Origin of the sequence: Ornithinibacter sp. (genome assembly GCF_035443565.1) — a bacterium.
GTDB lineage: Bacteria > Actinomycetota > Actinomycetes > Actinomycetales > Dermatophilaceae > Fodinibacter.
Window position 1 is genome coordinate 2,954 of record NZ_DAORSO010000034.1, and the last position, 19,557, is coordinate 22,510.

20 protein-coding genes are annotated in these 19,557 nt (G+C 71.4%); 4 read left to right on the forward strand and 16 right to left on the reverse strand.

The annotated features are described in order from the left end of the window. The 8 genes from PLL68_RS05905 to dapE all read right to left on the reverse strand — a co-directional run. Positions 1-1,093, reverse strand: a 1,093-nt coding sequence (locus PLL68_RS05905) for a leucyl aminopeptidase family protein (protein WP_324532552.1), incomplete at its 3' end; no start/stop codon positions are given. A 90-nt stretch (positions 1,094-1,183) separates the two neighbouring features. Further along, the gene (locus PLL68_RS05910) at positions 1,184-1,357 is read right to left on the reverse strand and encodes a DUF3117 domain-containing protein (RefSeq protein ID WP_159900740.1); all 174 of its coding nucleotides are present in this window, start codon (positions 1,355-1,357) and stop codon (positions 1,184-1,186) included. A 135-nt stretch (positions 1,358-1,492) separates the two neighbouring features. Next, complete coding sequence (locus tag PLL68_RS05915; protein WP_324532555.1) at positions 1,493-2,788, reverse strand: putative hexosyltransferase; 1,296 nt, start codon at positions 2,786-2,788, stop codon at positions 1,493-1,495. Next, a complete protein-coding gene (locus tag PLL68_RS05920) occupies positions 2,775-4,784 on the reverse strand; it encodes a putative glycosyltransferase family protein (protein ID WP_324532557.1) in 2,010 nt (669 codons plus the stop codon). The genes PLL68_RS05915 and PLL68_RS05920 overlap by 14 nt, the downstream gene beginning before the upstream one ends. After that, entirely contained in the window at positions 4,781-5,212 is a 432-nt protein-coding gene (locus tag PLL68_RS05925) for an SRPBCC family protein (protein WP_324532559.1), read from the reverse strand. Before PLL68_RS05925 ends, PLL68_RS05920 begins: the two co-directional genes overlap by 4 nt. A 4-nt stretch (positions 5,213-5,216) precedes the next feature. Beyond that, complete coding sequence (locus PLL68_RS05930; RefSeq protein ID WP_324532561.1) at positions 5,217-5,516, reverse strand: DivIVA domain-containing protein; 300 nt, start codon at positions 5,514-5,516, stop codon at positions 5,217-5,219. A 29-nt stretch (positions 5,517-5,545) separates the two neighbouring features. Continuing rightward, positions 5,546-6,283 carry an LOG family protein gene (locus PLL68_RS05935; RefSeq protein ID WP_324532588.1) on the reverse strand — a complete coding sequence of 246 codons (738 nt, stop codon included), beginning with the start codon at positions 6,281-6,283 and terminating at the stop codon, positions 5,546-5,548. A 95-nt stretch (positions 6,284-6,378) separates the two neighbouring features. Beyond that, positions 6,379-7,473, reverse strand: coding sequence for a succinyl-diaminopimelate desuccinylase (dapE, locus tag PLL68_RS05940; RefSeq protein WP_324532562.1), 1,095 nt, complete (start codon positions 7,471-7,473; stop codon positions 6,379-6,381). A gap of 55 nt (positions 7,474-7,528) precedes the next feature. Here dapE and dapD point away from each other — a divergent pair, with 55 nt between their 5' ends. Together dapD and PLL68_RS05950 are read left to right on the forward strand one after the other, a co-directional pair. After that, on the forward strand, positions 7,529-8,461 hold the full coding sequence (gene dapD / locus PLL68_RS05945) for a 2,3,4,5-tetrahydropyridine-2,6-dicarboxylate N-succinyltransferase (protein WP_324532564.1): 933 nt from the start codon (positions 7,529-7,531) through the stop codon (positions 8,459-8,461). A 21-nt stretch (positions 8,462-8,482) separates the two neighbouring features. After that, complete coding sequence (locus PLL68_RS05950; RefSeq protein ID WP_324532566.1) at positions 8,483-9,373, forward strand: hypothetical protein; 891 nt, start codon at positions 8,483-8,485, stop codon at positions 9,371-9,373. Between the two features lie 50 nt (positions 9,374-9,423). On the opposite strand, the gene PLL68_RS05955 is transcribed toward PLL68_RS05950, so the two are convergent. Further along, entirely contained in the window at positions 9,424-10,629 is a 1,206-nt protein-coding gene (locus PLL68_RS05955; RefSeq protein WP_324532568.1) for a trans-sulfuration enzyme family protein, read from the reverse strand. A gap of 89 nt (positions 10,630-10,718) precedes the next feature. Between PLL68_RS05955 and PLL68_RS05960 the strand changes: the two genes are divergently transcribed. Next, complete coding sequence (locus PLL68_RS05960) at positions 10,719-11,213, forward strand: Lrp/AsnC family transcriptional regulator (protein WP_324532570.1); 495 nt, start codon at positions 10,719-10,721, stop codon at positions 11,211-11,213. 21 nt (positions 11,214-11,234) lie between these two features. Here the strand turns inward: PLL68_RS05960 and PLL68_RS05965 are convergent, their stop codons facing one another. The 3 genes from PLL68_RS05965 to fdxA form a co-directional block, all read right to left on the reverse strand. Continuing rightward, positions 11,235-12,521, reverse strand: a complete 1,287-nt coding sequence (locus PLL68_RS05965) for a citrate synthase (protein ID WP_324532572.1) — start codon at positions 12,519-12,521, stop codon at positions 11,235-11,237. A 94-nt stretch (positions 12,522-12,615) separates the two neighbouring features. After that, complete coding sequence (gene dapC, locus PLL68_RS05970; RefSeq protein ID WP_324532574.1) at positions 12,616-13,764, reverse strand: succinyldiaminopimelate transaminase; 1,149 nt, start codon at positions 13,762-13,764, stop codon at positions 12,616-12,618. Positions 13,765-13,780: 16 nt separating this feature from the next. Then, positions 13,781-14,107, reverse strand: coding sequence for a ferredoxin (fdxA, locus tag PLL68_RS05975; RefSeq protein ID WP_324532576.1), 327 nt, complete (start codon positions 14,105-14,107; stop codon positions 13,781-13,783). Positions 14,108-14,128: 21 nt separating this feature from the next. Here fdxA and PLL68_RS05980 point away from each other — a divergent pair, with 21 nt between their 5' ends. Beyond that, complete coding sequence (locus PLL68_RS05980) at positions 14,129-15,160, forward strand: GNAT family N-acetyltransferase (protein ID WP_324532578.1); 1,032 nt, start codon at positions 14,129-14,131, stop codon at positions 15,158-15,160. 9 nt (positions 15,161-15,169) lie between these two features. On the opposite strand, the gene PLL68_RS05985 is transcribed toward PLL68_RS05980, so the two are convergent. The 4 genes from PLL68_RS05985 to PLL68_RS06000 form a co-directional block, all read right to left on the reverse strand. Continuing rightward, complete coding sequence (locus PLL68_RS05985) at positions 15,170-16,900, reverse strand: VanW family protein (RefSeq protein WP_324532581.1); 1,731 nt, start codon at positions 16,898-16,900, stop codon at positions 15,170-15,172. Then, positions 16,897-17,394: a flavin reductase family protein gene (locus PLL68_RS05990; RefSeq protein WP_324532583.1), complete on the reverse strand. Its 498-nt coding sequence runs from the start codon at positions 17,392-17,394 to the stop codon at positions 16,897-16,899. Before PLL68_RS05990 ends, PLL68_RS05985 begins: the two co-directional genes overlap by 4 nt. Further along, positions 17,391-18,269 (reverse strand): N-acetyl-1-D-myo-inositol-2-amino-2-deoxy-alpha-D-glucopyranoside deacetylase, encoded by an 879-nt coding sequence (mshB, locus tag PLL68_RS05995; RefSeq protein ID WP_324532584.1) that lies wholly within the window; start codon positions 18,267-18,269, stop codon positions 17,391-17,393. The genes PLL68_RS05990 and mshB overlap by 4 nt, the downstream gene beginning before the upstream one ends. After that, on the reverse strand, positions 18,266-19,557 hold a 1,292-nt coding region (locus PLL68_RS06000; protein WP_324532586.1), incomplete at its 5' end, for an ABC transporter substrate-binding protein. The genes mshB and PLL68_RS06000, both read right to left, overlap by 4 nt.

Genomic DNA, 19,557 nt, shown 5'->3' on the forward strand with positions numbered 1-19,557 from the left:
TGCGGCCCTCGGCGTCGGTGTTGCCGATCTCGACGGTGCGACCGCCGTACTGGGTCACGACGTCCCCCGGCCGGTACGAGGCCCCGTCGACGGCGTTCTCGGCCAGGGCGAGCAGACCGGTGACCCGCACCGCGACCCCGAGCTCGTGGCAGGCGGCCACGACGGCCAGGACGATGGCCGCTCCGGACATGTCGGTCTTCATCCCGACCATGCCGTCGACCGGTTTGACCTGGAGGCCACCGGTGTCGAACGTGATGCCCTTGCCCACCAGCACGACACGTGGGGTCGCAGCGGTGGCGCCGTCCGGGACGTGGTCGAGCTGGACGAGACGAGGCGGCGTGGCCGACCCCGACCCCACGGCGATCAGGCCGCCGAACCCCTCCCGGGCGAGCTGGCGCTCGTCCCAGACCCGCACGTCGAGGTGGCTCTGCTTCGCCACGGCCCGGGCCTGCCGGGCCAACCAGGCCGGGTTCTTGGTGTTCGACGGTGTCATCGACAGGCCTCGCGCGAGCAGCTGGGCGCGGGCCCGGGCCTCGGCGTCGGCGACCGTCCCGGCATCCTCGGTGCCGGCGACCACGGCCTCGGATGCCGGGTGCGTCACCACCGTGGGTCCCTTGCGGGTCCAGCGGGGAGAGGACCAGGACGCGAGCACGACGGCCTCGACGTAGGCCGCGAGGGCCTGCGAGCCCGCAGCCCCCGCCACGGCGTGGACCACCCGCGATCGGCCGCGAGTCGCGCGGCCGATCGCGGCGCCGGCACTGCGCCACGCGGCATCCGAGCCGTCGTCGACGCCCACGAGGACGACCCTGCGCACGGCGTGCGCACCGGGCATCAGGGGGATGGTCGTCTGCGCCCCCGCCTTGGTGCTGGGCGCGAACGTCGTGAGGACGTCATCGGCATGGAGGCCGAGCGCCTCGATGGCGGCGCGGGCGCTCGTGTCCCCGAGCGCGTCATCGGCACCGACGACCGCGACGAGGGCTGTGCCGTCCGGGTCGCTGCCGCCGGACTGGATGGCCGCGAGGGCTGCCCCGAGGTCGGGCAGCACGCTCCACGAGGAGGTGGCTGGGTGGCGCAGGACGTCGACTCGGGGCACCGGTCGACCATATCGAGCGGGATGCCTGACACGCGCCGAGGCCCCCACCGGTTTCGGTGGGGGCCTCGGCGTGGAGGGGTCAGGCGTGGGTCACGCCAGACCTTCGCAGTTGTCGATCGCGGCGCCCAGGGCGCGCACCTCGTCGGGAGTCATCTCGACGACGAGTCGCCCCCCACCCTCCAGAGGCATGCGAAGGACGATGCCACGACCTTCCTTGGTGACCTCGAGCGGGCCGTCGCCCGTCCTCGGCTTCATTGCCGCCATGGCTCAAATCCCTTCCTCGCCGCGGCGCCGTCTGGTGCGTGCCGCGTGGTGTCCGACGCCGGAGGGCCGGAATGCTGACCCATTATCCCGCAGTGGTGCGGCGCGACGAAATCCGGCTCAACGCACGGCGGTCGCTCACGGAGGGAAGGAGCCCCACGGGGTGTACACCAGAAGGGCAGCCGTCCACCAGAAGAGCCCGGCGACGACGACGACGAGGACGACCGCGACCCTGCGGCGCCAGTGGGGCACGACGCGTTCGCCGTTCGCCGTGCGCATCGCGACCGAGGCCACCAGGGCGGCGATCGGGAAGTCGAGGAGGAGGAAGCGCCACATGCTCGTGATGGGGCGCACGACCGCGAACATGTACAGCGGGTAGGCGAGCGCCCAGGCGCGGGCCTCGATGCAGATCCACCGGCCGTGGCGACCGAGCACGAGGGCCACGTACGTGCCGAGCAGGGCGACGAGGACGACGACTCCCGCGACACCCTTGCCCTGCCAGGCCCACTCCACCCAGAGCACGAACGGCCCCTTGTCGGGGCGCTGACCCCACGCCGCCTGCACGTCGAAGAACGCCGTCGGGACCCCCGTGGCCACCGCGGCCACGACGGGCCAGGCCACACCGCTCACCCCGACCGCCGCGAGCATGACGAGGGCACGCCACCGCTGCCCCAGGAGAGGGGGGACGCCGGCCGCCCGGTCCTCGCGCCAGCGCACCACGAGGTGGATGAGGACGGCCACCCCGAGCGCGGGGGCCACTCCCCGGGCAAACCCCAGGGGGATGGCGACCAGGGCCACGAGGAGGTAGTTGCGCCGGATGAGCATGAGCAGGGCCCCGGCGACCAGCGCCACGGCCAAGGCCTCGGTGTACGGCTTGAGCATGACGGCGGTCGTCGGGTAGAAGCACCAGAGGCCGGCGGCCACGAGGGCCAGCCGGTCGCGCTGGGGCTGACGGTCAGCGTGCTCACCCGAGCGCAGGACCGCCCAGATGAGCAGGGCGGCGACACCACCGAGGACGACGTTGAGCACCACCCCGGCGGCGGTGAACGGCATCCCCGTCACCATGAGCAGCTTCACCAGATAGGGGTAGAGCGGGTAGAACGCCCAGGCGCTGTACGTCACGCGGCCGGTGTCGGCATCGACCGGGAGCGGGACGGGGTAGCCGTCCTGCGCGATCCGCTGGTACCAGACGCCGTCCCACAGCCCGAACATGTCCCCGAGGCCGGGGTCGTCGTGGCCGACCCCGGCCGGGGTCTGGAACCACGTCGCCGCGACCCAGAGCGCGAGCAGCGCAACGAGGCGGGAGATGAGGTAGACGGCGAGGATGGTGAGCACCGGGTGGTTCAGGGCACGCGCGCCGAGGGCGTGCCTGCCCTCGGAGGTCAGCAGGCTCGGCCGCACGGGCTGTGCCGGGGCTCGGTCAACCAGCGCCATCGGTCACGCTCCGGACGTCCCAGACGTGGACGCCACCCGTCGTCACGGGCTCGCCGAAGGCACTGGAGAGCGAGGCCAGCAGGGCCCCCTCGGCCGGCCGGCCCTGCGGGAGCACGATGGCATCGACTCGGCCCTGCCGCAGGTTGGTGGTGAACTCCTCGACCTGTTCGGGGGTCGCGAGCGTCGGCTGGTCGGCCTCGGCGATCGCCGCCATCCACTGGGTCAGGCCCGTCGGGGTGGCCCCGTACTGGCCCCCTCGTTCCGGGGTGGTGTCGGGCCCGACGAAGTACCCGGCCACGACGGGGAAACCCCATCGCGCCTGCGCCTGCCACTCCAGGGCCCGGGTGTCGCCGACCCAGGGGGCCGGCGCCGCGAGGACGGACCCGCCCTCGTCGACCCAGTCCTTCCACGACCCGTCGACGAAGAACTGCGGCATCGGGGCCCGTTGGTCGACGACGAGGGGCGTCGGGAGCACGGGGAGCAGGACGAGACCCGCCGCGCCTGCTGCGGCGGCCAGGGCAGCGCCCGGGCTCGCCGAGGACCGGCCGACCGCGCGCCTCACCTCTTCGGCACCGATCGCGAGCAGCGCACCCAGCGCCGGCACCGCGATCAGGGCAAAGCGGGTCGGGAGCACGTTCTCGAGGATCGGGACGTGCTCGAACAGCACGCCGGGTGCGGGGATGCCGGTGGATCGACCGTTGACGACGACCTCCTCACCGAGTGAGAACCAGCAGGAGATGAGCACGACGACTCCCAGCGCCTGGACGGCCGGGCGCCGCCACAGCGCGATGACGACGGCGACCGCGGCAAGCAGCAGGGGGATGCCGAAGAAGGAGTTCTCCTCGGTGCGGTTCATCGACAGCGCGGCCGACGCCCACACGTCCGCGCCGATGCTGCGGGTGGCCCGACCCCACAGCTGCGCGAGGTCGTTGCCGCCCGGCGGGTGCCAGATGGAGGTGTAGCTGCGTGGACCGGCGAACTGCCACCACAGCGGCACCGCGACGATGGCCAGGCAGACGCCGGCGCCGAGAGCCAGGCCCCGCGCGAGCGGGCGCAGCACCTCGCGGTGGTGGGCGAGCACCACCGGGGCGGCGATCGCCAGGCCGATGGCCGTGAGCAGCAGCACCTCCTCGCCGATGAACACCTGCCAGGCCGCGAGCAGGCCGAGGACCACCGCGTCCCGTCGGGGACGCCCACCCTGCGCGAGGCGGATGACCCGGTCGACGATGACCGGCACCAGGAACTGGGCGACGAAGTTGGGGTGACCGTTGGCGTGCGAGACCATCCCCGGTGCGAAGCCGACGAAACCGGCGCCGATGGCCGCGAGCAGGGGGTGGACCGCGAGACGACGGCGGAACAGCCAGAACCAGGCGGATGCCGTGAGCGCCAGCCCCAGCACCTCGACGAGCACGAACGTGGCCGACGGTCCCGCGAGCAGGGTCAGGGGGGCCAGCGGAACGCCGAGCCCGAGCACTGCCGCGTTGGCCATGAGGTTGACGCCGTCGGGGAAGTTCTGGAGGTCGGTGAACAGGGGGTTGGAGAACGTGACGAGGTTGTGGGCGGTGGCCCCGAAGTACCACTCGAAGGCCTGCTGGTCCTGGACTCCCTGGGACAGGTAGCCGGTGCGCAGGTCGGCGACGAGGCCGGAGAGCAACCACACCGCCACCAGGAGGTAGACCGCCGGGGCGGCGAGGTCCGAGCGCCGCCACGGCAGGGGGGACGGCTCCGTCGTCGACCGGTCCCGACCGGCCCGGCCGGGCTGGGTCTGCGACGCGTCGTCGGGGGCGAGTGCCGCGGCTGTCACGCGGGGCCCGAGGAGTCCCGGGGCCTCGTCCGGGTGCTCTAACGTCGAGTCGTGGGCCTCGCCCCGCAGGTGCGCGATGGCTCGGTCGTGCGCGGCCACCCGACCCTCGAGGACCCGGATGACCTCGTCGACCTGCTCGCGCCGGTACCCCCTCAGCTGGGTGCGCAGCGCGTCGTCGAGCGGAGCGGTCATGCCGCGGCCCGGGCGAGGACCCCGTCGACGACCCTGGCGAACAGCACGGCGGCCAGCCGGTCGCCGATGGGCCTCGTGAGCGTCTTCAGCCCGGGCAGCCACAGTTCCTCTGCCCACACGATCGACGAGCCGCCGGGACGCTCCGGGTCCGGACGCACCGTGATGTCGGCCCAGCCGTGCAGGAACCGGCCGGTCTTGACCAGTCGCAACCGGTGCCCGGGCTCCAGGGCCGTCACGAGCATGCGGTCCGCGATCGCCAGTGGCCCCAGGCGGGTCCAGGCGATGACCTCGGCGCCGAGGGCCAACCCCTGCTCGGGCACCTCGACGTCGGTCAGGGGAACGTGCGCGGTGTGCTCGGCCAGGTCGGTGAGGGCGGCAAAGGCGACAGCAGGTGCCAGCGGCGTGCGGCGGGTGATCGTGCAGGCCATCGGCTCACTGACCTCCCGACCGGTTCTCGTCGAGCAGTCGCGCGAGCTCGGCCTCGCGTTGCGCCAGCGTCTCGTGCAGGACCTCCAGGCGGGTGTCGACGTCGTCGATGCGGTAGCCGCGCACCTCGGTGTCGAAGCGCACGGCAGCCACGTCGCTCGCGCTCGGGACCTCGGGGAGCCCCGTCTCCGGGGTCGTCGAGACAGCAGCGACCAACGGGTCGGCGGGCACCCGCCCCGTGGCCACGCCGAGCACGACCAGGACGAGCGCGACGGCGACGAGCCCGAGGACGATGAGAGCAACCACGCCCCGATCCTACGGCGGCCACACCGCCTCTACTCTGACGTGCCCGCGGGTGGCGACGGCGTGGACGAGCGTCGTGCCGAGGCGTCGGCGGCGATGATGGTGCCCACCGCCTCGTCGACGTCGTCGGTGAGGGTCAGCAGGTCGAGGTCACCGGTGCTGATCGTGCCGCGCGCGGCTGCGGTGTCGCGCAGCCAGTCGAGCAGGCCACCCCAGTAGTCACGACCGAGCAGGACGATCGGGAAGCTGGTCACCTTCTGCGTCTGCACGAGGGTCACCGCCTCGAACAGCTCGTCGAGCGTGCCGAACCCGCCGGGGAGCACGATGAAGCCCTGCGCGTACTTCACGAACATCGTCTTGCGGGCGAAGAAGTAGCGGAAGTTCACCCCGAGGTCGACGAACTCGTTGAGCCCGGCCTCGAACGGCAGCTCGATGCCCAGCCCCACGGACGTGCCACCGGCGTCGAGGGCACCCTTGTTGGCGGCCTCCATCGCCCCCGGCCCACCGCCGGTGATGACGGCGTAGCCGGCATCCACGAGGGCGGCGCCCACGCGGCATCCGAGCTCGTAGACCGGGTCGTGGGGCTTGGTGCGGGCCGAGCCGAACACGCTGACGGCCGGACCGAGCTCGGCCAGGGCGCCGAACCCGGTGACGAACTCGGACTGGATGCGCATGACCCGCCACGGGTCGGTGTGCACCCAGTCGGCGGAGCCTCGACTGTCGAGCAGCCGTTGGTCGGTGGTCGAGCCGGGCACCCTGGAGCGGCGCATGACCACCGAGCCCTGGTAGTAGTCGCGGTGGGGACTGGCCTGTGTCGGGGTCGGGTCCACGGCGCCACTGTATGCGGCGCCCTTCACCACTCGCGTCAGGCGAGCCAGCGCAGCAGGGCCTGCTCGCACGCGGTGTACTGCTCGACCGGGCACTGCTCGTCGTCCATGTGGGCGAGGTTGGGGTCGCCCGGCCCGAAGTTCACGGCCGGCACGCCGAGGGCGGAGAAGCGGGCCACGTCGGTCCAGCCCTGCTTGGCCTCGACCGTGAGGCCCAGGGCCTCGACGAACGCCTTGGCCGCGGGAAGGTGCAGCCCCGGGCGGGCACCGCCGGCGTTGTCGACCACCACCACGTCGAAACCGGAGAAGACCTCGCGAACGTGCGCCTCGGCATCCTCCTCGGTGAGCGAGGGCGCGTAGCGGTAGTTGACCGTGACCACGCACCGGTCGGGGATGACGTTGGTCGCCGTGCCGCCGGAGATGAGCACGGCGCCGAGGGCTTCGCGGAACTCGAGCTCGTCGACGACCCGGGTGACCGGCTCGTAGGCCGCGAGGCGCGCGAGCACCTCGGCGGCGTCGTGGATGGCGTTGTGGCCCTTCCAGGGACGTGCCGAGTGCGCCGCGATGCCCTTGGTGCTCACCTCGGCGCGCAGCGTGCCCTTGCAGCCACCCTCGATGCGGGCGTCGGTGGGCTCGAGCAGCACCGCGAAGTCGGCGTCGGCGAGCAGGTCGGGAGCCTGCTGCTGCACGAGGAGCAGGCCGTTGTGGACCGAGTCGATCTCCTCGGCCTCGTAGAAGACGAAGGTGAGGTCCCGGCTTGGCTCGCGCACCTCGTGGGCGATCCGCAGCATGACGGCGACGCCGCCCTTCATGTCGACCGTTCCGCGACCCCAGAGCACCTCGCCGCCCTGACCCTGCACGCGTCGGGTGGGCAGGTTGGCCGGCTCGACGGTGAGGGGCACGGTGTCGATGTGACCGGCGAGCACGACCCGCTCGGCGCGGCCGAGGTCGGTGCGGGCCACGACGGTGTTGCCGATGCGCGCCACGGTGAGGTGGGGCAGCGGGCGCAGGGCCGCCTCGACGGCATCCGCGAGGGCGCGCTCGTCCAGGCTCACCGACTCGATGTCGCAGACGGCGGCGGTGAGCGAGGTGACGTCGTCGGCCAGGTCGAGCGCAAGGGGTGTGAGCGGCATGGCGTCAGCGTAATCACCGCACGGGCGTGTCCGTCGGCCACCGTAGGCTTGTCGCATGACACGCACCGCCTGGGGTCACGCCCTGATCACGCTCACCGACGACGCGACGGTGCTCGACGCCTGGTTCCCCGCCCCGGCCCTGGGTGAGCCCGGCGGCGCCGGCGAGCTCGCGGCCCCGGCCGGTCTGGAGGCCCTCGCGGTGCCGGATGCCGTGCGTGGCGTTCGTCGGGAGCTACGGTTGGTGAGCGTTGACCTCGACGCGCCCCCGGCCGACGCCCCGGACGGCTGGCTGCGCCTGCACCTGCTCTCCCACCGGCTGTGCGCTCCGAACAGCATCAACCTCGACGGGCTCTTCGGGGTGCTCACCAACGTCGTGTGGACCTCACAGGGCCCGTGCGCCGTCGACGGCTTCGAGCTGACCCGGGCCCGCCTGCTGGCGCGCGGCCCCGTGCAGGTGTTCGGCATCGACAAGTTCCCCCGGATGACCGACTACGTCGTGCCCGCCGGGGTGCGGATCGCGGATGCCGACCGCGTGCGTCTGGGGGCCCACCTCGCGAGCGGCACCACCGTCATGCACGAGGGCTTCGTCAACTTCAACGCCGGCACGCTCGGGACCTCGATGGTCGAGGGTCGGATCAGCCAGGGAGTCGTCGTCGGCGACGGGTCCGACATCGGTGGCGGCGCGTCGACCATGGGCACGTTGTCCGGCGGCGGGACGGAACGCGTGAGCATCGGCGAGCGTTGCCTGCTCGGAGCCGAGTCCGGGCTCGGCATCGCACTCGGTGACGACTGCGTGGTCGAGGCCGGGCTCTACGTCACCGCAGGCACGAAGGTCTCGCTCCCCGACGGGAGCGTCACCAAGGCCAGCGAGCTGTCCGGTCAGAGCAACCTGCTCTTCCTGCGCAACTCGGTGACGGGCGCGGTGCAGGCCCGGCCGCGTGACGGGCACGGCATCGTGCTGAACTCTGCGCTCCACGCCAACGACTGACACCTGAAGGACTCCTCCACCATGCCCCGCACCGCCAAGGGCGCCATCGCCCTTGCCGAACACGAGCCCCGGTCGCGGGCGCGACGCCGCCTCGGCGCCCTCGTGGTGCTCGCGATGCTCGGGGTGGTCGCCGTCGGGGGGTACGCCGCCGTCGGCTACCTCCGCATGCTGTGGACGCCCGAGCAGTGTGAGGTGACCGCGGCCGGTTCGACGTTCCAGTGGGCTCCGGACCAGGCGAGCAACGCGGCCGCCATCACCGCCATCGCGATCAAGCGCGACCTGCCCCCGCGGGCGGCCACCATCGCGATCGCCACCGCCATGCAGGAGTCCAAGGTCCGCAACATCACCTATGGCGACCGCGACTCGCTCGGCCTGTTCCAACAGCGGCCCTCACAGGGCTGGGGTACGCCAGAGCAGATCCTCAACCCGGAGTACTCGACGAACAAGTTCTACGACGCGTTGGTGAAGGTCGAGAGCTACACGGACATGGAGATCACCGACGCCGCCCAGGAGGTGCAGCGCTCGGCCGCGGGCAAGGCCTACGCCCAGCACGAGGCGCAGGCGCGGGCCACGGCATCCGTGCTGTCCGGCCAGACCCATGCCGGGATGGTGTGTCTGCTCGAGGACCCGGCAGCACCGGGCGACGCCCGCTCGGTCGCGGATCTCATCGAGCAGGACTTCGGTGTCACGGCCGACGTCGACGGTGACACGGTGACGCTGAGCACCGACGACGAGGACCTCGCGTGGGCGGTCGGCTCGTGGGGTGTGGCCCGGGCCGTCGACACCGGGGCGGTGCGCGTCGTCGTCGCCGACCGTGAGTGGCAACGCGGCATGGGCGACTCGGCCCGCCAGTGGAGCACCACCGATGCGCCGTCGGCTGGTGCTCCGGCGGTCACGATCCACCTCACCTGATCCGTCGTTCGGGCGCTCGAGGGCTCGAGCACTCGAGCGCCACGGTCGGCTCAGGTGGCGAGGCTGAGCTCTCGCTCCACGACGGTGGGCTGTTCGTGCGCCACCGCGAGCGCGCGGGCGAGGTCCGCGACGACGTCCTGCGGGCTCTCGAGGCCGACGGAGAGTCGCAGGAGCCCCGCGTCGGGCCGGGCCTCGGGTGCGACCGGTCGGTGGGTCAGGGCGGCCGGATGCTGGATGAGGGTGTCGACACCGCCGAGTGAGACCGCGTGGGTGACCAGGCGACAGTTGTCGGCAACGGCGGCCGCCGCGGCGTACCCACCGCGCAGAGCGAACGACAGGACGGAGCCGGGGCCGCTCATCTGTCGGCCCACGAGCCCCATCGGGTCGCACTGCGCCAGGCTGGGGTGGAGCACGCGCTCGACCTCGGGTCGGCCCTCCAGCCATCGTGCGACGACAGTCGCGTTCTCCTGCTGGGTGAGCACTCGCACCGGCAGCGTCTGCAGCCCCCGGTGCAGGAGGTAGGCCGACTGGGGTGCCAGGAGGCCGCCGGTGATCGCCCGGACCGTGCGCAGCCTCACGGCCCACTCCTCATCGGTTGCCACCACGCCACCGAGCAGGTCCCCGTGACCACCGATGAACTTGGTGGCCGAGTGCACGCTGAGTGCGGCTCCGTGCGCCAGCGGCTGTTGCAGCACCGGGGTCGCGAAGGTGTTGTCGACGAGCACGGGAACGGTGCCTGCCCTGGCGACGACGTCGGCGATGTCGACGAGGTCGAGGGAGGGGTTGGCCGGGGTCTCCACGATGACGAGCCCGGTGTCGGGGCGGATCGCGGCATCCACCTCGTCGGTCCTCGCCCAGGTGACCCTGGTGCCGAGCAGCCCGGTGGCCAGGAGGTGGTCCGTCCCGCCGTACAGCGGTCGCACCGCGACGACGTGGGGACGGCCGGCGGCGACGGCCGCGAGCAGGCAGGCCGTGATCGCGGCCATCCCGGAGGCGAAGGCCACCCCGGCGGGCGCTCCCTCGAGCTGGGCAAGGGCCCGCTCGAACCGGTCGACGTTGGGGTTCCACAGTCGCTGGTAGACCAGCGAGTCGTCCTGCTGGGGGCGGCCACCGGTGGCCATCCGTTCGTAGGCCTCACCGCCGAGCTCGACGCTCGGGAGGGGATAGGTGCTCGACTGGTCGACGGGTGGGACGTGCGCACCGAGGGCGGCGAGGTCCTCCCGCCCGGCGTGGACTGCGACAGTGAGGGGCTCCATGCCTCGATGGTGGTGCTTTCACCGGATGGGGTGCAACAGTTCCGTGGAATCCTCGACAGATCGTGTGCTGATGGGGGATTCTTCCGTACATGGCCCCTCACCCGACCACCGACCACCGGATTCCGCGCCGCCCCCTCGATGACGTCGACCGGGCCCTGGTCGAGCTGCTGTCCACGGACGGGAGGATGCCGAACGCCGAGCTGGCGCGACGGGTGGGCATCGCGGAGTCGACGTGCGCCGGACGGGTGAAGGCCCTGCGTGATGGCGGGGTCGTGCTCGCGATCCGCGGTGAGGTCGACCTCGCCGCACTCGGTCGCCCGATCGAGGCGATGGTGGCGCTGCGCTTCACCGGGCACGCCCGGGAGTCGATGGACTCCTTCCGCGACCGGGTGGCGTCCATCCCGGGGGTCGTCGCCGCCTACCACGTCGCCGGGGCCGACGACTTCCTCGTGCACATCAGCGGCGCCACCGCCAACGACCTGCGTGACCTCGTCCTGGACCACCTCACCTCCGTCGAGGGGGTGGCTCACGCCCAGACGAGCCTGATCTTCGAGCGGGTGCGCGGCCGTCGGCCGCTCGGGTGAGAGCGACCGGTCAGCGGTCGGTCAGCGCTCGCCGACGGGCACGTAGTTGCGCTCGCCCTCGCCGATGTAGACCTGGCGCGGCCGCCCGATCTTGGTCGTCGGGTCCTCGATCATCTCGCGCCACTGGGCGATCCAGCCGGGCAGGCGGCCCAGCGCGAAGAGCACCGTGAACATGCGCGTGGGGAAGCCCATCGACTTGTAGATCAGGCCGGTGTAGAAGTCGACGTTCGGGTAGAGCTTGCGCTCGATGAAGTACTCGTCGGCCAGGGCGATCTCCTCGAGGCGCATGGCGATCTCGAGCAGGTGGTCACCGCCCGCCGTCTTGGCGAGGATCTCGTGCGCGGTGTCCTTGATGATCGCGGCGCGGGGGTCGTAGTTCTTGTAGACCCGGTGGCCGAAGCCCATGAGGCGGACGCCGTCCTCCTTGTTCTTGACCTTGGTCATGAACTCGTCGGTGGAGAAGTCAGCCTTCTCGATGCGCTCGAGCATCTCGAGGACGGCCTGGTTGGCACCGCCGTGCAGCGGGCCGAACAGCGCGTTGATCCCGGCCGAGACCGAGGCGAAGAGGTTGGCCTGCGAGGAGCCGACGAGGCGCACGGTCGACGTCGAGCAGTTCTGCTCGTGGTCGGCGTGCAGCACGAGCAGCAGGTCGACCGCCCGGACGAGGTCGGGGTCGATCTCGTAGTCCGTGGCCGGGACCCCGAACGTCATCCGCAGGAAGTTCTCGACGAGGGAGAGGTTGTTGTCCGGGTAGAGGAACGGCTGGCCGATCGACTTCTTGTAGGCGTAGGCCGCGATCGTCGGCAGCTTGGCCAGCAGGCGGATCGTCGAGATCTCGACCTGCTCCTTGTCGAACGGGTCGAGGCTGTCCTGGTAGAACGTCGACAGGGCGGAGACGGCCGAGGAGAGCACCGGCATCGGGTGAGCGTCGCGCGGGAAGCCCTGGAAGAAGCCCTTGAGGTCTTCGTGCAGCATCGTGTGCTGGCTGATCCGGCCCTCGAACTCGGCGAGCTGGCTCGGCGTGGGCAGCTCGCCGTAGATGAGCAGGTAGGAGGTCTCGATGAAGCTCGACTGCTTGGCGAGCTGCTCGATGGGGTACCCGCGGTAGCGCAGGATGCCGGCGTCGCCGTCGATGTAGGTGATGGCGCTGGTGCAGCTGGCCGTGTTGGTGAAGCCACCGTCCAGCGTGACGTTCCCGGTCTCCTTGAGCAAGGACGAGATGTCATACCCGCCGTTGCCTTCAGTGGCCCGTACGAGGGACAGGTCGAGCTGCTTGCCAGCAGCGGACAGGGTGGCGCCATCAGTCATGTCGTCGTCCTTCACGAGGGGCAGGGAACCATTCGACCTTACAGTCCGTGGGCGGGAGCAGAAACCGCACGCCCGTCAGCCTTGTCTCGGGAGGTCACCCGAGGCGACGAACGGCGGCCTCGATGCGCTCATCGGTCGCCGTGAGGGCGATGCGCACGTGCTGACGTCCGGCGGGGCCGTAGAAGTCACCGGGGGCGGCGAGGATGCCGCGGTCGGCCAGCCGCTCGATGCTCACCCGGCAGTCCTCCCCCGCGCTCGCCCAGAGGTACAACCCGGCTTCGGAGTCATCGACCCGAAGGCCGAAGGACTCCACGGCCGGCAGGAGCGCGGCCCGGCGAGCGGCGTACCGCTGCTTCTGCGCCACGACGTGGTCAGCGTCGGACAGGGCTGCGAGCATGGCGCGCTGAACCGGCCACGGAACGATCATCCCGGCGTGCTTGCGGACCTCGAGGAGCTGCCCGACCAGAACGGGGTCACCCGCCACGAAGGCACCGCGGTACCCGGCGAGGTTCGACTGCTTGGACAGCGAGTACACGCACAGCAGCCCCTCGTGGGACCCACCCGTCACGCGCGGGTCGAGGATCGACGGCGTGGTCGGCGGCTCGCGTGACCCCGCGGCGCGAGGGCGCCAGTCGAGCTCCGCGTAGCACTCGTCGGAGGCGACCACCACCCCGTGCTCGCGGGCCCAGGACACCACCTTCGCGAGGTGCTCGATGCCGAGCACCTTTCCGGTGGGGTTGCCGGGGGTGTTCAGCCACAGCAGCTTCGGCGTTGTCGCTGCCGTCAGCGGGCCCAGTGCCGTGAGGGCGTCGACCGCCACCGGTGTGGCCCCCGCGAGGCGCGCCCCCACGTCGTACGTCGGGTACGCCACGCGCGGGAAGGCCACGACGTCGCCGGGCCCGATGCCCATGAGCAACGGCAGCCAGGCGACGAGCTCCTTCGAGCCGATCGTCGGCAGCACCCCCCCGGGGTCGACGTCGGGCACCCCCCGACGGGCCGCGAACCACGTGGCCACGGCTTCGCGCAGGTCAGGAGTTCCCCAGGTGAGCGGGTAGCCATGGGCATCGGAGGCGGCAGCGAGGGCGTCGCGGACCACGGCAGGGGTGGGATCGACGGGGGTGCCCACCGACAGGTCGACCAGCCCGGAGCCGGCCGGGCCGTCGATGGTGGGGTCGGAAAAGGAGCTCGCCCGCTGCTTGGTCGCAGCGAGCGAGTCCCAGGGAAAGTCGGGCAGGGAGAGCACCGGCGGTGGCCGCGTCCTACTCGTCGTGCTCCTGCGGGGGCAGCGCCGCGATGATCGGGTGGTCCTTGGGGATCATGCCGAGCTTGGCGGCCCCACCCGGGCTGCCGAGGTCGTCGAAGAACTCGACGTTGGCCTTGTAGTACTCCGCCCACTGCTCGGGGACGTCGTCCTCGTAGTAGATCGCCTCGACGGGGCAGACCGGCTCGCATGCACCGCAGTCGACGCACTCGTCGGGGTGGATGTAGAGGCTGCGCTCACCCTCGTAGATGCAGTCGACGGGACACTCCTCGATGCAGGCCTTGTCCTTGAGGTCGACACAGGGCTGCGCGATCACGTACGTCATGACGCCCATACTATGCGGGCCATGGACGAGCGTGTCGAACTGCCCGAGCGTGAGCCCCGGGTCGGGTCTCGCGTCGTGGTGCGACACACCCTGCCCGAGGCGGACCCGCTCACCGGGGCGACCCTCACCGACGTCGTCGGCGACCTCGTCGAGACCGATGCCGCGACCCTCGTGGTCCGCACCCGCCGGGGCCTGGTCACCGTGCCCCGCCACCTCGTGACCGCCCTCAAGGAGATCCCACCGACCCCGTCGCGCCGGGGCAGCCCCCACCGGGCGCTGTCGATCGAGGACCTGCAACGCGTCATGGTCGGCGCCTGGCCCGCGATGGAGAGCGAACGCCTCGGCGACTGGGTGCTGCGCGCATCCCGCGGGTTCACCCAGCGAGCCAACTCGGTCGTGACCGCCGGCTCCCCCGCACGACCGCTGCCCGAGGCACTGGATGCCGTCGAACGCTGGTACGCCGCCCGTGACCTGCCCGCCAACCTCACGATCGCCGGCCCCGTGGGGTTCGACCCGGCATCCGACCTCGTGGGTGCCGAGGCGCTGAGACGCGGGTACCGCGGCCGGGTCGCCACCGTGACGCTCACCGCCCCCACCCGACTCATTGCACGCCAGCCACCCCGGAGAGCGGACAACGAGGTGGCTGGCGTGCAAGAAGTCGAGGTGGGGCGTGACCTCACCGACGACTGGTTCGCCGCCTACCGCTCCTACCGCGCCGTGGACGACCGCGCCGCCCGGGTCGTGCTCACCGGCTCACCCGATCAGGTGTTCGCGACGACGAGGGATGCCGGGGGTCGGGTCGTCGGCATCGGTCGCCTCGGCCTGGCGTCGGCCTGGGGCGGTATCGCGGCCATGTGGGTCGAGCCGACGATGCGCCGCCGCGGGGTCGCGGACGCGATGCTGACCGCCCTCGCCAGAGCGGCCGAGGGTGCCGGTGTCGCGTCCCTGCACCTGCAGAGCGACTCCGACAACCACGTGGCCCTGGCGGTCTACGGGCAGCGGGGGTTCGACCGGCACCACGAGTACGTCAACCTCGTGAGCACCACCGCCTGAACGGCTCCGTCAGGGGCGGGGGTTCGTGCAGGTGACGTCATCCTCGGGGCGGTAGTTCGTCGTGAACTTCTCGGTCTTCACGACCTTGCCCTTCTCCTTGATGATCCGGCCGACCGTGACCTTGAAGCCGGGGACAGGGCTCTGGTCGAGGCAGTCGGGGCTGTCGTCGGTGAACCGCCTGGGCTGCACGATGTCGAAGCGGTCGCTCTTGGTCGCGGTGACGTCGTACTTCTTGGTGCCCCAGAAGTTCACGGTGATCGAGGAGTTGGTCGCGATGACCTCCATTCGCACGCCGCCGTCGGTGGTGTTGGTGAACTTGTTGTGCAGGTCCGGCCACGAGATGGTGGCCTCCCGCCCCTCCGGGTAGCGCGAGATGTAGTAGTAGTGCGGAGTCCAGGCGTCGAGTTCCATGCCCGAGAAGAACGCAGCGTTGAAGATCGTCGTCGACACCTGCGAGATCCCGCCGCCGTAGGCGCTCGCGGCGCGCCCACCGCTGATGATGCCTGCCTTGACGTAGCCCTTGTCAGGAGTGCGCTTGCCGAGGATGGCGTTCATGCTGAACTGCCCCCCCGGCGGGATGTACGTGCCGTTGAGGACTCGCGACGCGACCTTGATGTTCGTGACGCGCGGCTGCCCTGCCGGGTAGTAGGTGGTGAAGGAGGAGATCTTCTCCTTCGGCAGGGTGGCCTTGGCGATCGCGGTCGTGAACTTCGGCGCGACGGCCTTGGTGGTGACCGTGGCAGTGCGGGTCGGCGTCGTGATCGCCTTCCACACCTCGGTCTGGACCGAGGCGTCGTCGAGACCGACGCCGGGAACGTCCGGGGTCACCGTGGGCGTGCTGCCGGAGAAGGTCACGACAGCGTCCTTGGCCACCACCTCGGCGCCGGCCTTCTTCGCCGCAGCACTCACGATCGCGGACAGCTTCTTGGCGTCTGCCTTGGGGGTGATGGTGCCCGAGTCATCGGCTGCCAGGACGATGGCAGGAGCGAAGGCCTTCGGGGTGAGGGTGAAGGACTTCTCCCCCGCCTTCACGGTCACCGGGCCGGACACGGCCACGTCGGCGAACTCGGTCTTGACCCGGGCCAGCTCCTGCGCGGAGACCTTCGGCTCCAGGCTGCGGGCGGCAACCTTGATGGTGCTCTGGGTCGGCCACCAGCGCTGCACGGCGGCCACCGTGCCCGCGACGTCGGTCTCGGTGCCCGTCGTCGGTTCCTTCAGGGCAACCTTGCCCCCTGCGACGGAGATCGACCCCTCGACGGGCTCGGAGTCCAGGTCGGAACGGGCCCCCTCCACCGCCGTGGTGAACACGGCCTCGTCGACCGTGACGACAGCGTTCTCCTCGCCACCACCGAAGAGGTTTCGCCACACGTGGGCCGGGGCGAGGGAGAAGCCCACGAGCCCGTCGACCGTGGTGTCGATGTCGACGCTCACGCCGAGATCGGAAGGCTGGACGGCGACCTCACCCACGGGCGAGGTCAGGGTGACCGGCTCGGTGCCGACATCGGCCAAGCCCGCAGCCAAGGCGTCCCGAGCGCCATCGACGTCCTTGCCGCCCACGTCGACCCCCGCGACCGTGGTGCCCCGTGGCACGCGGTCACCGAGAACCACGGCCGCAGCCACGTAGGCGGCCACGAGCGCCACGAGGGCGCCAGCGAGCAGGAATGGCCACCGGCGCCGGGACGACGGCTGCGCACTCCCGTGGTCATCCGCCGAGGAGGTCTGCGCGAACAGGTCGGTCATGCGATGCTCCCGTAGCTTCCGCGGAAGTGGACCAGGGCTGGCCCCACGTCGTCCGGCAAGGTGATGGACAGGACCTCGGCGACGACGATCATGTGGTCGCCGGCAGCGTGGCTGGTGGTGACGCGGCACTCCAGGTGCATGAGCGCGCCGTCGAGCAGCGCCATGTCCGTGTGTGGACCACGACGGTGCGGTGCCCGGTCGAGCTGCCCGTGCAGCGGGCGACCGGGGGTGGCGAACCACTGCGCCAGTGCTCGTTGGTCGGCCGCGAGGACGCTCACGCCGAAGACCCCCGCCTGCGCGACCGCAGCCAGCCACCGGGTCTCGTTCTCGACACAGACGAGCACCAGGATCGGGTCGAGCGACACCGAGGTGAGGGTGTCTGCGGTCATGGCGTGGTCGTGGCCGTCGCTGGTCGTCGTGAGCACCGTGACGCCAGACGCGAGGCGGCCCATCGCCAGGCGGAACTGGGCTGGATCGAGGTCGTGCTGGCTCACGCTGATTCCTCCTGCTCGGGGAGCTGTCCGGTCAAGGGATCGAGCCGACCGTATCCCTCGCGTCCCGCGAGCCGGGACACGACGTGGTTCGACAAGGCATACCAGCCGTCGCCGACGACGACCTGGGTCTCGTGGCAGCGCAGGGCCTGGCTCTGGGCCGCGACGACGGAGGGGTCGAGCACCGCGTGGGTCACCACGGCATCCGGGACGACCGACGACGCGAAGGGGTCGTCCGGCCCGGGCACGATGAGTCCGCGATCGCCCGGCACGTGCTCCGCGAGCCACTCCCGGTCCTGCAGGACCCAGGACTGCGGCGTCAGCGTGACGTAGAGGACGGGACGCACGGCCGTGCCTGCGACCGCGCGCACCGTCGCGTCGTGGGTGCGCACGTGGTCGGGATGACCGTAGCCACCGGTCGCGTCGTAGGTCACGACGACGTCGGGGCGTACCTCGTCGATCACGGCCCGGATGGCGGCGGCCGCCTCCTCGAGGTCGGCGCCGACCCAGGCGCGCGGGTGCTCGGCAGCAGCGGATCCTGCCATGCCGGAGTCGCGGTAGGTCGCAGCGGCATCGCCGGACGAGGCGCCGAGCAGGTGGTGGACGACGCCCAGGGAACGCATGGCTGCCGTGAGCTCACCGCGGCGGTGGTGGGCAAGCGGGTCCCCCGCCGCACCCTCGAGGTGGGCCAGGGGTGCGGGGATGACCTCGCCCTCCTCGCCGAGGGTGCACGTGAGGACGTGGACGTCATCGCCGCGCGCGACGTGGTGGGCCAAGGCCACCCCGGTCGCGAGGGTCTCGTCATCCGGGTGGGCGTGCACGAAGAGCAGCCGGGGGCGCTGCCCGCGGATCGCCACGTCGTCGAGGAGGCCTTTCACGGGCCCACCGCGATGTCCGCGAACTCGACGACGCCCCCGGCGATGGTGTTTGCCGACAGGTTGCGGATGTCCGATCCCGCGACGTAGAGCGCGCGCCGCTCCGCCAGCCCGATGTACGCCCCCTGCTCGAGCAGTGACTGGTCGACGACGACCCACGCCGCCTCACGCTCGGCCCGGTCGTCGATCTGCTGGATCTGCGCCATCCGGCTGTTCAGCTTGGGGTCGGCCCAGTAGCCGTAGTCGCGCCCGGGCCCGGACGCCGTGATGTTGATCGCGCTGTCGAACAGGGGCGGCAGGATCGTGGATGCAGACGCCCAGGCCGGAGCCCAGTTGCTCCAGAAGACATCGACCTCACCGGCGATCTTGGGGTCGCTGATGGCGGTGAAGTAGTCATCGGTGATGGGTCTGGTCGTGGGCTCGAACCCAGCCAGCCGCCAGCCGGCGACCAGGGCCGCCATCGCCTTGTCCGAGGTGGCGCTGCTGCGGTAGGCCACGGTGAACGGCACCGGCTCGGTCCGCTTGGCCTGGGCGAGCAGCGCCTTGGCCGTGGCAGCGTCGCCACGGTTGCCCGCGCCCACGGGGTCGCCTTCGTGCGCAGCCGCCAGGGAGCGCGGGATGAGCGAGCGTGCCGGGTCTGCCGCCGTCGGCCCACCGATCGCCGTCACGTAGGCCTCCCGGTTGGTCGCGGCGGCGAGCGCCCGGCGGACCAGGGGGTCCTTGAATACCGCGCTCCTGGTGTTGGGAACCAGGTAGTCGACGACCCCTGTCCGCGGGTTGACCGACCGCTCGCGCAGGCTCTGGACCGCGGTGATGTTCTGCTGGATCGCCGGCGGGGCCGAACTCAGGGAGACCGAGGTGCGACCACCGTCGGTGTCGGCCATCACCTGCTGGGTGATGGCCTGGATGTCCATGCCCTCGACGTACTCGATGCGATCGGGATGGGCCCGGCGCACCGGGTCGGCTGACCTGGCCCAGTGCGGGTTGCGCACGAACGTGCCGCCCTCGCCGGGCACCCACGGCTTCTCGAGCACGTAGGGACCGGCGGAGAACACCTCGTACACACCCTCGGGGCCCTTGTCGACGGACTTCTTGACCGGCCCGAAGGCAGGTTGGCTGACCAGTTCGTTGAAGTCGCCGAGCGGAGTGCTCAGCGTGAACGTGAGCTTCTGCCCGACGCACGACACGGCCTTGTCGAATGCCGCCTGCCCCGCCGCCGCGGCCGGGCCCGTGGCATAGGGCCCGGCATACGTGCTCGTGCCGTTGGCCTGCCTCGGGATGGCGAGGACGG

What these genes read in the sequence shown, in the direction of transcription:
- PLL68_RS05910 (WP_159900740.1), bottom strand. Translation starts at nt 1,357, where the DNA reads ATGGCGGCAATGAAGCCGAGGACGGGCGACGGCCCGCTCGAGGTCACC.
- PLL68_RS05915 (WP_324532555.1), bottom strand. Translation starts at nt 2,788, where the DNA reads ATGGCGCTGGTTGACCGAGCCCCGGCACAGCCCGTGCGGCCGAGCCTG.
- PLL68_RS05920 (WP_324532557.1), bottom strand. Translation starts at nt 4,784, where the DNA reads ATGACCGCTCCGCTCGACGACGCGCTGCGCACCCAGCTGAGGGGGTAC.
- PLL68_RS05925 (WP_324532559.1), bottom strand. Translation starts at nt 5,212, where the DNA reads ATGGCCTGCACGATCACCCGCCGCACGCCGCTGGCACCTGCTGTCGCC.
- PLL68_RS05935 (WP_324532588.1), bottom strand. Translation starts at nt 6,283, where the DNA reads ATGCGCCGCTCCAGGGTGCCCGGCTCGACCACCGACCAACGGCTGCTC.
- dapE (WP_324532562.1), bottom strand. Translation starts at nt 7,473, where the DNA reads ATGCCGCTCACACCCCTTGCGCTCGACCTGGCCGACGACGTCACCTCG.
- dapD (WP_324532564.1), top strand. Translation starts at nt 7,529, where the DNA reads ATGACACGCACCGCCTGGGGTCACGCCCTGATCACGCTCACCGACGAC.
- PLL68_RS05950 (WP_324532566.1), top strand. Translation starts at nt 8,483, where the DNA reads ATGCCCCGCACCGCCAAGGGCGCCATCGCCCTTGCCGAACACGAGCCC.
- PLL68_RS05955 (WP_324532568.1), bottom strand. Translation starts at nt 10,629, where the DNA reads ATGGAGCCCCTCACTGTCGCAGTCCACGCCGGGCGGGAGGACCTCGCC.
- PLL68_RS05960 (WP_324532570.1), top strand. Translation starts at nt 10,719, where the DNA reads ATGGCCCCTCACCCGACCACCGACCACCGGATTCCGCGCCGCCCCCTC.
- PLL68_RS05965 (WP_324532572.1), bottom strand. Translation starts at nt 12,521, where the DNA reads ATGACTGATGGCGCCACCCTGTCCGCTGCTGGCAAGCAGCTCGACCTG.
- fdxA (WP_324532576.1), bottom strand. Translation starts at nt 14,107, where the DNA reads ATGACGTACGTGATCGCGCAGCCCTGTGTCGACCTCAAGGACAAGGCC.
- PLL68_RS05980 (WP_324532578.1), top strand. Translation starts at nt 14,129, where the DNA reads ATGGACGAGCGTGTCGAACTGCCCGAGCGTGAGCCCCGGGTCGGGTCT.
- PLL68_RS05985 (WP_324532581.1), bottom strand. Translation starts at nt 16,900, where the DNA reads ATGACCGACCTGTTCGCGCAGACCTCCTCGGCGGATGACCACGGGAGT.